The 14115-nt window shown below is 58.0% G+C and carries 12 protein-coding genes; 10 read left to right on the forward strand and 2 right to left on the reverse strand.

The features are described 5' to 3' along the window. The first annotated feature begins 82 nt into the window (after positions 1–82). Positions 83–487, forward strand: a complete 405-nt coding sequence (gene fur, locus C2E19_RS05220) for a ferric iron uptake transcriptional regulator (protein ID WP_129388933.1) — start codon at positions 83–85, stop codon at positions 485–487. Between the two features lie 74 nt (positions 488–561). On the opposite strand, the gene recN is transcribed toward fur, so the two are convergent. Continuing rightward, complete coding sequence (gene recN / locus C2E19_RS05225; RefSeq protein WP_129388936.1) at positions 562–2235, reverse strand: DNA repair protein RecN; 1674 nt, start codon at positions 2233–2235, stop codon at positions 562–564. A 240-nt stretch (positions 2236–2475) separates the two neighbouring features. On the opposite strand from recN, the gene grpE reads away from it, so the two are divergent. The 8 genes from grpE (at position 2476) to C2E19_RS05265 (ending at position 12949) form a co-directional block, all read left to right on the forward strand. Then, the gene (grpE, locus tag C2E19_RS05230) at positions 2476–3042 is read left to right on the forward strand and encodes a nucleotide exchange factor GrpE (RefSeq protein ID WP_129388939.1); all 567 of its coding nucleotides are present in this window, start codon (positions 2476–2478) and stop codon (positions 3040–3042) included. Between the two features lie 102 nt (positions 3043–3144). Continuing rightward, a complete protein-coding gene (dnaK, locus tag C2E19_RS05235) occupies positions 3145–5064 on the forward strand; it encodes a molecular chaperone DnaK (protein WP_129388942.1) in 1920 nt (639 codons plus the stop codon). 296 nt (positions 5065–5360) lie between these two features. Next, positions 5361–6485 (forward strand): molecular chaperone DnaJ, encoded by a 1125-nt coding sequence (gene dnaJ, locus C2E19_RS05240; RefSeq protein ID WP_007915222.1) that lies wholly within the window; start codon positions 5361–5363, stop codon positions 6483–6485. Positions 6486–6494: 9 nt separating this feature from the next. Next, positions 6495–7301, forward strand: coding sequence for a 4-hydroxy-tetrahydrodipicolinate reductase (dapB, locus tag C2E19_RS05245; RefSeq protein WP_129388945.1), 807 nt, complete (start codon positions 6495–6497; stop codon positions 7299–7301). Between the two features lie 257 nt (positions 7302–7558). Continuing rightward, a complete protein-coding gene (gene carA, locus C2E19_RS05250; protein ID WP_129388948.1) occupies positions 7559–8695 on the forward strand; it encodes a glutamine-hydrolyzing carbamoyl-phosphate synthase small subunit in 1137 nt (378 codons plus the stop codon). Between the two features lie 126 nt (positions 8696–8821). Beyond that, a complete protein-coding gene (gene carB, locus C2E19_RS05255) occupies positions 8822–12043 on the forward strand; it encodes a carbamoyl-phosphate synthase large subunit (RefSeq protein WP_129388951.1) in 3222 nt (1073 codons plus the stop codon). After that, entirely contained in the window at positions 12040–12516 is a 477-nt protein-coding gene (greA, locus tag C2E19_RS05260) for a transcription elongation factor GreA (protein ID WP_129388954.1), read from the forward strand. The genes carB and greA overlap by 4 nt, the downstream gene beginning before the upstream one ends. A 28-nt stretch (positions 12517–12544) precedes the next feature. Then, complete coding sequence (locus tag C2E19_RS05265) at positions 12545–12949, forward strand: MFS transporter (protein WP_129388957.1); 405 nt, start codon at positions 12545–12547, stop codon at positions 12947–12949. A gap of 9 nt (positions 12950–12958) precedes the next feature. Here the strand turns inward: C2E19_RS05265 and C2E19_RS05270 are convergent, their stop codons facing one another. Beyond that, entirely contained in the window at positions 12959–13267 is a 309-nt protein-coding gene (locus C2E19_RS05270) for a YhbY family RNA-binding protein (RefSeq protein WP_129388960.1), read from the reverse strand. A 101-nt stretch (positions 13268–13368) separates the two neighbouring features. Between C2E19_RS05270 and rlmE the strand changes: the two genes are divergently transcribed. Continuing rightward, positions 13369–13998, forward strand: a complete 630-nt coding sequence (gene rlmE / locus C2E19_RS05275; protein WP_008088328.1) for a 23S rRNA (uridine(2552)-2'-O)-methyltransferase RlmE — start codon at positions 13369–13371, stop codon at positions 13996–13998. The last annotated feature ends 117 nt before the right edge of the window (positions 13999–14115 follow it).

The raw sequence follows: 14115 nt of genomic DNA on the forward strand, positions 1-14115 counted from the left end.
ACTATCTTGGCTGGGACAACGTAAACGCCGATCATACCCGCATTAAGAGAAGCTGCGAAGCAGCATCGCGAGAAAGCTGACCATGGTTGAAAATAGCGAACTACGCAAAGCCGGCCTTAAAGTGACCCTGCCACGGGTCAAGATCTTGCAAATGCTCGACTCCACCGAGCAGCGTCACATGAGTGCCGAGGACGTCTACAAGGCGTTGATGGAAGCTGGCGAGGACGTCGGTCTGGCCACGGTTTACCGTGTTCTGACCCAGTTCGAAGCGGCTGGCCTCGTTGTCCGTCACAATTTCGACGGCGGCCACGCGGTCTTCGAATTGGCCGACGGCGGTCACCACGACCATATGGTCGATGTGGAGACCGGTGAGGTTGTCGAATTCGTCAGCCCGGAAATCGAAAAACTCCAGAAGGCAATTGCCGACGAGCACGGTGTCGAGTTGGTGGATCACAACCTGGTGCTGTACATCCGCAAGAAAAAGTAAGCATGTCGCGCGAATTCAGGTTCGCGAAACGAACGAAGGCGACCCCAGGGTCGCCTTCGTGCTTTCTGCCGTTCTCAAACTTTCGCGGTGACGACCATTTTCTTCGCGTGGGCCAGTGATTCCTTGGTCAGATCGATACCGCCAAGCATCCGCGCGACTTCTTCTATACGGTCGTTCTTGCTCAGTTTGGAAACGGCGGTGTGCGTCGCCTCTTCACCACGGACCTTGTGCACGAACAGATGTTGATGGCCCTGCGCTGCCACTTGCGGCAAGTGCGTGACGGTCAGTACTTGGCCGCGATCGCCGAGGCGACGCAGCAATTGGCCGACAATTTCAGCCGTCGGGCCGCCAATGCCGACGTCGACTTCGTCGAACACCAGTGTTGGCACCCGCGAGGTCTGAGCGGTGATCACCTGAATCGCCAGGCTGATCCGCGACAGTTCACCGCCGGAAGCCACTTTGGCCAGGGCTTTCAAGGGTTGGCCAGGGTTGGCACTGACCAGCAGTTCAACCTGTTCCAGTCCATTGGGCAGCAGTTCGTCGCTGCTGTTGGCGCGTAGTTCGATGGTGAAGCGACCACCAGGCATGCCCAGACGCTGAATTTCCTGCTCCACCGCGCTGGCCAGACTGCCAGCCGCCTGATGGCGCAAGTCGCTCAGCTCTCGGGCCTTCTCTTGATAATGACGGGCATAGGATGCGAGTTCCTCACCCAGGCGCTCGATGGATTCGTCGTTGGCGTTGAGTGTTTCGATTTCATCCAGCAGTTTTTGCTGCATTTCCGCGACCTCGGTCGGCTGGATCCGGTGTTTGCGCGCCAGGGTATAGATCGCATCGAGGCGTTCTTCCAGATACTGCAGGCGGGCCGGATCGGCATCGAAGTTGTCGAGGAAACGGTTGAGTTCGCCGACGGCTTCTTCGACCTGGATCTGCGCGCTGGTCAGCAGACTGCTGGCTTCGCCGAGGGCGCCGACCGAGTTGTTGACGCTCGACAGGCGATTGAGGCTGGCGGTCAGCGCATTCAGGACATTGCCGGAATCACTTTCGCTGCACTGCTCGACCACTTGCCGGCAGATGCCCAGCAGGGTTTCGGCGTTGGTCAGGTTTTTGTGTTCCTGCTCCAGTTGTTCGAGTTCATTATCGCCGAGACCGAGGTTTTCCAGCTCTTCAAGCTGATAGCTGAGCAATTGATGGCGTGCGCGCTGTTCATCACCGGAGTTGGAGAGGCGCTCCAGCTCCTGGCGAGTCTGTCGCCAGCGCTGGGCGGCAAGCTGAACCTGGCGGGCCAGATCGGTAGCGCCCGCGTACTCGTCCAGCAAACGGCGATGGGTATCGGTTTTCAGCAGGGACTGATGTTCGTGCTGGCTATGAATGTCGATCAGCAATTCGCCGAGAGACTTGAGATCACCCAGCGGGCAGGGTGTGCCGTTGATATAGCCGCGCGAACGGCCTTCGCTGGTGATCACCCGACGGAGGATGCACGGACCGTCGATGTCCAGATCGCGCTCGGCGAGCCACGCGCTGGCTTCGGGAATGTCGACGAGGTCAAAAGTCGCGAGGATGTCGGCCTTGTCGGCGCCGGGGCGAACCACGCCGCTGTCGGCACGATCGCCCAGCGTCAGACCCAGCGCGTCGAGCATGATCGACTTGCCAGCGCCGGTTTCCCCTGTGATCACGCTCATCCCGCGATCAAGTTCGAGATCGAGATGTTCAACGATGGCGTAGTTGTGTACGGACAGGTGCACCAGCATAACGGCCGCTCCCAGGCTTTAGGTCTGGTTATTTATACAGTGTTTTGTTTCTGGCTGACAATGCCTGTCCTTAGCTCGATTTGCTTGAACTGAAAATGTTCTTAGCGCATCGGGGAATGAGAATGTGGCACTTTTTTGTAGGGTTAATGCTTGAAGACCCTTGAAGCCTGATTTTGCGGCCCCATATATCGGGGCAGAAGCGCGAGTCAGGCTCGCGGACGAAATTGAAAGGAGAATTCTATGGCTGACGAACAGACAGTAGATACGCAAAACCCAGAAGCCAATCAGGCACCCGCAGGTTCGGGTGATGACCTGGCGACCCGTGTACAAGTGCTCGAAGAGCAATTGGCCGCCGCGCAGGATCAGTCTCTGCGTGTAGCTGCCGATCTGCAGAACGTTCGTCGTCGTGCCGAGCAGGACGTCGAAAAGGCGCACAAGTTTGCCCTGGAGAAATTCGCCAGCGACTTGCTGCCGATCGTCGATAGCCTGGAGCGCGGCCTCGAGCTGTCGAACCCGGACGACGAAAGCATCCGTCCGATGCGTGAAGGCATCGAGCTGACGCTGAAAATGTTCCACGACACCCTCAAGCGTTATCAGCTTGAAGCGATCGATCCGCATGGCGAACCGTTCAATGCTGTTCAGCATCAGGCAATGGCCATGCAGGAAAGCGCCGACGTAGAACCGAACAGTGTTCTGAAGGTGTTCCAGAAGGGCTACCAGCTCAACGGTCGCCTGTTGCGCCCGGCCATGGTTGTGGTCAGCAAGGCGCCTGCGCCAATTTCGCCTTCGATTGACGAGAAGGCTTGAAATTAGCCGCAAGGCCCCCATTTAGAAGTCAAGCGTTTAAGTGCTACCGCAGTCAGCCACCACTGCTGCGGCATCCAAATCCAAAGTTTCGGGAGAGTTAACATGGGCAAAATTATCGGTATCGACCTGGGGACTACCAACTCCTGCGTCTCCGTGCTGGAAAACGGCAAGGCAAAAGTTATTGAAAACGCTGAAGGCGCGCGTACCACGCCGTCGATCATCGCTTACGCCAACGATGGCGAAATTCTGGTAGGTCAGTCGGCCAAGCGTCAGGCTGTGACCAACCCGCACAACACTCTGTACGCAGTAAAGCGTCTGATCGGTCGTCGTTTCGACGAAGAAGTTGTGCAGAAAGACATCCAGATGGTGCCTTACAAAATCGCCAAGGCTGACAATGGCGACGCTTGGGTTGAAGTGAACGGCCAGAAAATGGCACCGCCACAAATCTCGGCTGAAATTCTGAAGAAGATGAAGAAGACTGCCGAAGACTACCTCGGCGAGCCAGTGACTGAAGCGGTGATCACCGTTCCGGCCTACTTCAACGATAGTCAGCGTCAGGCGACCAAAGACGCCGGCCGCATCGCCGGTCTGGACGTGAAACGTATCATCAACGAACCAACCGCAGCCGCTCTGGCTTACGGTATGGACAAGGCCAAGGGCGATCACACCGTGATCGTTTATGACCTGGGTGGCGGTACTTTCGACGTTTCCGTGATCGAAATCGCTGAAGTTGATGGCGAGCACCAGTTCGAAGTACTGGCTACCAACGGCGACACCTTCCTTGGCGGTGAAGACTTTGACATTCGTCTGATCGACTACCTCGTTGACGAATTCAAGAAAGAAAGCGGCATGAACCTCAAAGGTGACCCGCTGGCGATGCAGCGCCTGAAAGAAGCCGCTGAGAAAGCCAAGATCGAACTGTCCTCGAGCCAGTCGACCGACGTCAACCTGCCGTACATTACTGCAGACGCGACCGGTCCTAAGCACCTGAACGTGAAGATTTCGCGTGCCAAGCTCGAAGCACTGGTTGAAGACCTGGTTCAACGCACCATCGAACCTTGCCGCATCGCCATGAAAGACGCTGGTCTGGATGTTGGCGCGATCAACGACGTGATTCTGGTCGGTGGTCAGACCCGTATGCCGCTGGTACAAAAGCTGGTTACCGATTTCTTCGGTAAAGAAGCGCGTAAAGACGTTAACCCGGACGAAGCTGTTGCCATGGGTGCCGCGATCCAGGGCGCTGTTCTGGCTGGTGACGTGAAAGACGTTCTGCTGCTCGACGTCAGCCCGCTGACCCTGGGTATCGAAACCATGGGTGGCGTGATGACTGCGCTGATCGAGAAAAACACCACGATTCCTACCAAGAAATCGCAAGTGTTCTCGACTGCCGACGACAATCAAGGCGCTGTGACCATTCACGTTCTGCAAGGCGAGCGCAAACAAGCCACTCAGAACAAATCCCTGGGCAAGTTCGACCTGGCCGACATTCCACCTGCTCCACGTGGCGTGCCGCAGATCGAAGTGACCTTCGACATCGACGCTAACGGCATCCTGCACGTTGGTGCGAAAGACAAGGCTACCGGCAAGACTCAGTCGATCGTGATCAAGGCCAACTCCGGTCTGTCCGATGACGAAATTCAGCAAATGATTCGTGATGCTGAAGTGAACGCTGAAGAAGACCGCAAGTTCGAAGAGCTGGCCGCTGCCCGTAACCAGGGTGATGCACTGGTTCACTCGACGCGCAAAATGGTTGCTGATGCGGGCGACAAGGTCACTGCCGAAGAGAAGACTGCGATCGAGAGCGCTGTGGTTGCTCTGGAAGCCGCTGTCAAAGGCGACGACAAGGCTGCCATCGATACGAAGGTTGAAGAACTGTCAAAAGTCTCCGCTCCGGTTGCACAGAAGATGTACGCCGAACAGCAGCCTGGTGAAGGCGCTGCACAACACGAAGAGAAAGCCGAGAAGGCTGACGACGTGATTGATGCAGAGTTCGACGAAGTAACAGACGACCACAAGAAGTAAGTTGTTGGTCGGCCGGTTGACTGCCTTTAGGCAGTGACTGGTAGGATGTCGCCGCGCGGGAGCTAGCTCCCGCGTTGGCGTATCTGGAATACGCGAATTTTTACAGCATGCGACAACGTTCGGATGCTGGCGGTATGGCTGAAGATGCTCCTGCTTTTCACGCCACAAGTACCGCAGAATCAAAGACCAGGATCGTTGAATTGACGTGAGTTGGGTCCGGGCCTGTATTGGGGCTCAACGAGTTTGGCGATCCTCAGGAGGGGTTTGCCGAACGTCCTCAAGAGTGCAGAAGACTTATGGCAAAGCGTGACTATTACGAAGTGTTGGGTGTTGAGCGTGGCTCAAGCGATGCAGATCTGAAGAAGGCTTATCGCCGTCTGGCAATGAAGCATCACCCGGACCGTAATCCCGATGACAAAGCGTCGGAAGAGATGTTCAAAGAGGCCAACGAGGCCTACGAAGTGCTGTCCGATTCGAGCAAGCGCGCGGCATACGACCAGTACGGTCATGCCGGTGTCGACCCGAGCATGGGTGGCGGCGGTGCCGGTTTCGGCGGGCAGAATTTCTCTGACATCTTTGGTGATGTCTTCAGTGATTTCTTCGGTGGCGGTCGCGGCGGTTCCCGTGGCGGCGCGCAGCGTGGCAGCGATTTGCGCTACACCCTGGAGCTGAATCTGGAAGAGGCGGTGCGCGGTACCACCGTGAATATCCGCGTTCCGACACTGGTCAACTGCAAGCCGTGCGATGGCTCGGGCGCCAAGAAAGGCTCGTCGCCATCGACGTGCCCGACTTGCGGCGGCATCGGTCAGGTGCGCATGCAGCAGGGCTTCTTCTCGGTGCAGCAGACCTGCCCGCGTTGCCATGGCCAAGGCAAGATCATTTCCGATCCGTGCGACTCCTGCCACGGCGACGGCCGCGTCGAAGAGTACAAGACGCTGTCGGTCAAAGTGCCGGCCGGCGTCGATACCGGCGACCGCATTCGTCTCTCCGGTGAAGGCGAAGCGGGTACCCAGGGCGGTCCGACTGGCGACCTGTATGTGGTCATCAATGTGCGCGAGCACGACATCTTTCAGCGTGACGGCAAGCATCTGTTCTGCGAAGTGCCGATCAGCTTCGTTGATGCAGCCTTGGGCGGCGAGCTGGAAATTCCGACCCTCGACGGTCGCGTCAAACTGAAAATCCCTGAAGGCACCCAGACCGGCAAGCAATTCCGTGTCCGTGGCAAAGGCGTGGCACCAGTGCGTGGCGGTGGTGCGGGCGATTTGATGTGCCGTGTGGCGGTCGAGACGCCGGTCAACCTGAACCGTCGTCAGCGCGAATTGCTGGAAGAATTCCGCAGCTCGCTGGCGGACGACAACAGCCATTCGCCGAAAACCACCGGTTGGTTCGACGGTGTGAAGCGCTTCTTCGGCGATCTGTAAGGAGTCGGCATGCGACGTATAGCTGTGATGGGCGCTGCTGGGCGCATGGGCAAGATTCTGGTCGAGGCCGTGCAGCAGCGCGCGCCATTGACCGGGTTGACCGCTGCGGTGGTTCGTCCTGGCAGCACGCTGATCGGCGTGGATGCCGGTGAGCTGGCATCGTTGGGTCGTATCGGCGTGCCGCTGTCCGGTCATATCGAGGCTGTGGCGGAAGAGTTTGACGTATTGATCGACTTCACGCTGCCGGAAGTGATGCTGAAAAACCTCGCCTTCTGCCGCAAGGCAGGCAAGGCCATGGTTATCGGCACCACCGGGCTGGACGCGGCGCAGAAGCAGTTGCTGGTCGAGGCGGGCAAGGACATTCCGATCGTATTCGCGGCCAATTTCAGTGTCGGCGTCAATCTGTCGCTGAAGCTGCTGGACATGGCGGCGCGCGTACTGGGTGATGAAGCGGATATCGAAATCATCGAAGCCCATCACCGTCACAAGATCGATGCGCCGTCGGGTACGGCGTTGCGCATGGGTGAAGTGATTGCCAGTGCGCTGGATCGTGATTTGCAGAAAGTCGCGGTCTACGGTCGTGAAGGTCACACCGGTGCCCGTGAGCGCGAAACCATCGGCTTCGCCACCGTACGCGGCGGTGATGTGGTGGGTGATCACACCGTGTTGTTTGCTTGCGAAGGTGAGCGTCTGGAAATCACGCACAAGGCTTCGAGCCGCATGACTTTCGCCAAGGGTGCGGTGCGTGCCGCGCTGTGGCTGGATGCTCGCGAGCCAGGTCTGTACGACATGCAGGACGTGCTCGACCTGCGCTGATTCATTGCTGAACCCGGCGCAAACGCCCTGTTTGCGCTGGTTTTTCTCCGCTAGCCGACGTCCTGTCGCATTCTCCGGCCTTTTAGGCTCTTTAGCGGTGGACCAAAAAAGCCTTTTTCTGTAAGCTACAGCTTTAGTGTGTCCACTAAAAGCGCGCAGAATAATTCAGTGAAGAAGCGGGGTGACGTGTCCATACGTCACTCCGCTTTTTTACAACCTGCGATCGCCCTTTCATGCGTTATTTACGGGAGGTCTTCTTGACTAAGCCAGCCATACTTGCCCTTGCTGATGGCAGCATTTTTCGCGGCGAAGCCATTGGAGCCGACGGTCAAACCGTTGGTGAGGTGGTGTTCAACACCGCAATGACCGGCTATCAGGAAATCCTTACCGATCCTTCCTACGCCCAACAGATCGTTACCCTGACTTACCCGCACATCGGCAACACCGGCACCACGCCGGAAGACGCCGAGTCCGACCGCGTGTGGTCCGCTGGCCTGGTCATCCGTGACCTGCCGCTGGTAGCGAGTAACTGGCGTAACAAGATGTCCCTGTCCGACTACCTGAAAGCCAACAACGTTGTGGCAATCGCCGGTATCGACACCCGCCGCCTGACCCGCATCCTGCGTGAGAAAGGCGCACAGAACGGCTGCATCATGGCCGGCGACAACATCTCCGAAGAAGCTGCAATTGCTGCCGCGCAAGGCTTCCCGGGCCTGAAGGGCATGGATCTGGCGAAAGTCGTCAGCACCAAGACTCAGTACGAATGGCGCTCGACTGTCTGGGATCTGAAGACCGACAGCCACGCGACCATCGACGCTTCCGAGCTGCCTTATCATGTGGTTGCCTACGACTACGGCGTCAAGGTCAACATCCTGCGCATGCTGGTCGAGCGCGGCTGCCGCGTTACCGTGGTACCTGCGCAGACGCCTGCCGCTGATGTCCTGGCACTGAAGCCGGACGGCGTGTTCCTGTCCAACGGCCCTGGTGATCCGGAGCCATGCGACTACGCGATCAAGGCGATCAAGGAAGTCCTGGAAACCGAAATTCCGGTCTTCGGTATTTGCCTGGGTCACCAACTGCTCGCTCTGGCTTCCGGCGCCAAGACCCTGAAAATGGGCCATGGCCACCACGGTGCCAACCACCCGGTGCAGGATCTGGACACTGGTGTCGTGATGATCACCAGCCAGAACCACGGTTTCGCGGTAGACGAAGAGACCCTGCCAGCCAACGTGCGAGCGATTCACAAATCGCTGTTCGACGGCACCCTGCAAGGCATCGAGCGCACCGACAAGAGCGCGTTCAGCTTCCAGGGTCACCCTGAAGCGAGCCCGGGCCCGAACGACGTCGCGCCACTGTTCGACCGCTTCATCAACGAGATGGCCAAGCGACGCTAAGCGTTCGCCTTGAGACTGTAGAGAGAAGCCCCTCGAGGGTGGCCCCGGCACCGGCGGCCCCTTCGGGACTTCAGAAATCGATCAAGACGGCTTGCCGACTGACCTGCGGATTTGAGTGACAAACCCATGCCAAAACGTACAGACATTAAAAGCATCCTGATTCTCGGCGCTGGCCCGATCGTTATCGGCCAGGCCTGCGAATTCGACTACTCCGGCGCCCAGGCCTGTAAAGCCCTGCGCGAAGAGGGTTACCGCGTCATCCTGGTGAACTCCAACCCGGCCACCATCATGACCGACCCGGACATGGCCGACGCGACCTACATCGAGCCGATCAAGTGGCAGACCGTTGCCAAGATCATCGAGAAAGAGCGTCCGGACGCCGTGCTGCCAACCATGGGTGGCCAGACCGCTCTGAACTGCGCCCTGGATCTGGAGCGCGAAGGCATTCTGGAGAAGTTCGGCGTGGAAATGATCGGCGCCAACGCCGACACCATCGACAAGGCTGAAGACCGTTCGCGTTTCGACAAGGCGATGAAATCCATCGGCCTGGCGTGCCCGCGTTCCGGTATCGCGCACAGCATGGAAGAGGCCAACGCGGTTCTTGAAACCCTCGGCTTCCCGTGCATCATCCGTCCGTCCTTCACCATGGGCGGCACCGGCGGCGGTATCGCTTACAACCGTGAAGAGTTCGAAGAAATCTGCGCCCGTGGTCTGGACCTGTCGCCGACCAAAGAGCTGCTGATCGACGAATCGCTGATCGGCTGGAAAGAATATGAGATGGAAGTTGTCCGCGACAAAAAGGACAACTGCATCATCGTCTGCTCGATCGAAAACTTCGACCCGATGGGCGTGCACACCGGTGACTCGATCACCGTCGCGCCAGCACAGACCCTGACCGACAAGGAATACCAGATCCTGCGTAACGCCTCCCTGGCGGTACTGCGCGAGATCGGCGTCGAGACTGGCGGCTCCAACGTGCAGTTCGGTATCTGCCCGGACACTGGCCGTATGGTCGTGATCGAAATGAACCCGCGTGTATCGCGTTCCTCGGCCCTGGCTTCGAAAGCCACCGGTTTCCCGATCGCCAAAGTCGCGGCCAAACTGGCTGTGGGCTACACCCTCGACGAACTGTCGAACGACATCACTGGCGGCAAGACCCCGGCGTCCTTCGAGCCGTCGATCGACTACGTCGTGACCAAGCTGCCACGCTTCGCCTTCGAGAAATTCGCCAAGGCTGACGCGCGTCTGACCACTCAAATGAAGTCGGTCGGTGAAGTCATGGCCATCGGCCGGACTTTCCAGGAATCCCTGCAGAAAGCCCTGCGCGGTCTGGAAGTCGGTGTTTGCGGTCTGGACGAGAAGCTCGACCTGAGCAACCCGGAAAGCATGAGCGTACTCAAGCGTGAACTGACCGTGCCGGGCGCCGAGCGCATCTGGTACGTGGCAGACGCTTTCCGCGCCGGCATGACTGTCGAAGAAATCTTCGCCATGAACATGATCGACCCGTGGTTCCTGGTGCAGATCGAAGATCTGATCAAGGACGAAGAGAAGGTCAAGACCCTCGGTCTGTCCGCTATCGACCGCGACCTGATGTACAAGCTCAAGCGCAAAGGCTTCTCCGATCAGCGTCTGGCCAAGCTGCTGGGTGTGACCGAGAAGAACCTGCGGACTCACCGTCACAAGCTGGAAGTGTTCCCGGTCTACAAGCGCGTTGACACCTGCGCCGCCGAGTTCGCCACCGACACCGCTTACCTCTATTCGACTTACGAAGAAGAGTGCGAAGCCGCGCCGTCGGGCCGCGACAAGATCATGATCCTGGGTGGTGGCCCGAACCGTATCGGCCAAGGTATCGAGTTCGACTACTGCTGCGTTCACGCTGCCCTCGCACTGCGCGAAGACGGCTACGAAACCATCATGGTCAACTGCAACCCGGAAACCGTTTCCACGGATTACGACACGTCCGACCGTCTGTACTTCGAATCGGTGACGCTGGAAGACGTGCTGGAAATCTGCCGCGTCGAGAAGCCGAAAGGCGTGATCGTCCAGTACGGCGGCCAGACTCCGCTGAAACTGGCGCGTGCCCTGGAAGCGGCTGGCGTGCCAATCATCGGCACCAGCCCTGATGCGATCGACCGTGCTGAAGACCGCGAGCGCTTCCAGCAAATGGTTGAGCGTCTGAACCTGCGTCAGCCACCAAACGCCACCGTGCGCAGCGAAGACGAAGCGATTCGTGCCGCCAGCAAGATCGGTTATCCGCTGGTGGTGCGCCCATCCTATGTACTGGGTGGCCGCGCGATGGAAATCGTCTACGAAGAAGAAGAGCTCAAGCGCTATCTGCGTGACGCGGTGAAAGTGTCCAACGACAGCCCGGTGCTGCTTGACCACTTCCTCAACTGCGCCATCGAAATGGACGTGGATGCGGTCTGCGACGGCAAAGACGTCGTCATCGGCGCAATCATGCAGCACATCGAGCAGGCTGGCGTTCACTCCGGTGACTCCGCGTGCTCGCTGCCGCCGTACTCGCTGCCTGTGCATATCCAGGACGAGATGCGCGAACAGGTCAAGAAAATGGCCCTGGAACTGGGCGTTGTCGGTCTGATGAACGTGCAGCTGGCTTTGCAGGGCGAAGACATCTACGTCATCGAAGTCAACCCGCGCGCTTCGCGTACCGTGCCGTTCGTATCGAAGTGCATCGGTGTGTCCCTGGCAATGATCGCTGCGCGCGTGATGGCCGGTAAGACTCTGAAAGAAATCGGCTTCACCAAGGAAATCATTCCCAACTTCTACAGCGTCAAAGAGGCGGTGTTCCCATTCGCCAAATTCCCTGGTGTTGACCCGATTCTCGGCCCAGAGATGAAGTCGACCGGTGAAGTGATGGGCGTCGGCGACACCTTCGGTGAAGCATTCGCCAAAGCCCAGATGGGCGCTAGCGAAGTGCTGCCGACCGGCGGTACCGCATTCATCAGCGTGCGCGATGACGACAAGCCACTGGTTGCAGGCGTGGCCCGCGATCTGATCAACTTGGGCTTCGAAGTGGTTGCCACCGCCGGTACTGCCAAGCTGATCGAAGCGGCAGGCCTGAAAGTGCGCCGTGTGAACAAGGTGACCGAGGGTCGTCCGCATGTGGTCGACATGATCAAGAATGACGAAGTCACCCTGATCATCAACACTACCGAAGGTCGTCAGTCGATCGCTGATTCGTACTCCATTCGTCGTAATGCCTTGCAGCACAAGATCTACTGCACCACTACCATTGCTGCTGGCGAAGCTATCTGTGAAGCGCTGAAGTTCGGTCCTGAAAAAACCGTGCGCCGCTTGCAGGATCTACACGCAGGATTGAAGGCATGATCAAATACCCAATGACCGTCCAGGGCGCTAAAGCCCTGGAAGAAGAACACGCTCACCTGACCAAGGTCGTACGTCCGAAGCTCAGCCAGGACATCGGTACGGCCCGCGAGCTGGGTGACTTGAAAGAAAACGCGGAATACCATGCCGCGCGCGAACAGCAAGGCATGGTTGAAGCGCGGATTCGTGATATCGAAGGCCGGATTCAGAATCAGGTCATCATTGATGTCACGTCCATCCCGCATACCGGCAAAGTGATCTTCGGCACTACCGTCGAAATCGCCAACGTCGAGACCGATGAAAGCGTCACTTACCACATCGTGGGTGAGGATGAGGCAGACTTCAAACTCGCCAAGATTTCGGTCGGTTCGCCTCTGGCCCGCGCCTTGATCGGCAAGGAAGAGGGCGATGTGGTCGCTGTGAAAACGCCGAGTGGCGTTATCGAGTACGAGATTGTCGAAGTCCGTCACATCTGAAGGTCGGCGCCCGCTGCATGCGGGCGCCATGCTTTGGCAGCTGGCCCAGATGCTCTGGGTTGGCGGCCTATGGCTGATTCATCTTGGTCTGCAGCCGGTGTTGGGCAAAATTGGCCTGGCACCGCTGTTGATCGATGAAGTCGCAAGTTCATTTGAAGTGCTGGTGGTGGGGTTTGCCGCCGCATGCGTGATTTTTCAGGCTTTGGTGCTGGTACAGGCCGAGGGCCTTGCCAGTCTATGGCGGGATTTGCGCGGGCAGGTGTTGTTACTGGCGCTGTATGCGTGTGCGATGTATGTCGCAGTGCGTATTGGCTGGCCGGATGCGCAGCACTGGCTGGTGTTCAGTTTTCTGATTCTGGGCTTTTGCGGTGTGGTGCTGGTATTACAGCCAGTTCCTGGATGGAGTGGCAGGGTGCGCGAAGCACACCCTTGACCCTTGTCATCACTTGAAGCGATGAACGTTCGACAGCTGCTTGTTGGCGCTGAAGTTCTTGCGGTAAACCAGTGCCATCTTGCCGATGACCTGTACCAGATCTGCTTTGCCGACCTTGCACAGTTCTGCAATGTGCGCCAGGCGCGACTCGCGATCGAGGATGTTGAGCTTGATTTTAATCAGCTCGTGATCCGCTAGAGCGCGTTCAAGCTCGGCTAGCACACCTTCAGTCAAACCGTTGTCTGCCACCGTCAAAACTGGTTTCAGATGGTGGCCAATGGATTTGTACTGTTTCTTCTGCTCTTGAGTGAGCGGCATAATCTGACCCTTTCGTCTGGATTCTGTAAAATGGCGGCCATTTTACCCGAGGGTTCGTGGATCCGCCCAATTAATCACGACCCTTATTATCGAGGTGCCCAATGGCGCGTTCCAAGACAAGCCTTGGTTGGCTGAAAAGACATGTCAACGATCCCTATGTGAAGCAGGCGCAGAAGGATGGCTACCGCTCGCGTGCGAGTTACAAGCTTCTGGAAGTCCAGGAGAAATACAAGCTGATCCGCCCTGGCATGAGCGTCGTCGACCTGGGCGCAGCGCCCGGCGGCTGGTCGCAGGTCACCAGCCGGCTGATCGGTGGTCAGGGGCGTCTGATCGCTTCGGACATCCTGGAAATGGACAGCATCCCCGACGTTACCTTCATCCAGGGCGACTTCACCGAGGACGCCGTGCTCGCGCAGATCCTTGAGGCCGTGGGTAATTCGCAGGTGGACCTTGTGATTTCCGATATGGCCCCCAATATGAGTGGTACGCCCGAAGTGGACATGCCCAAAGCCATGTTTCTTTGCGAGCTGGCGCTTGATCTGGCCGAGCGGATTCTCAAGCCGGGTGGTAATTTCGTGATCAAGATCTTCCAGGGCGAAGGGTTTGACGTGTACCTGAAGGATGCCCGGAAGAAATTCGACAAGATCCAGATGATCAAGCCGGATTCGTCCCGTGGCAGTTCCCGCGAGCAGTACATGCTGGCTTGGGGTTATCGCGGACGCAGTGAGTAAAACGAGGTTTTTTGTCGGGGTGATAGGTTTTTCGTATTTTGCCCCGAGCGCTTTAGCGAATATTGTGTAGAAAGTGTTTCACAAAGGGTTACAGACGGCGCCTGCCAGAGCTGTAGG

Origin of the sequence: Pseudomonas sp. DTU12.3 (genome assembly GCF_004124275.1) — a bacterium.
Classification (GTDB): Bacteria; Pseudomonadota; Gammaproteobacteria; order Pseudomonadales; family Pseudomonadaceae; genus Aquipseudomonas; species Aquipseudomonas helmanticensis.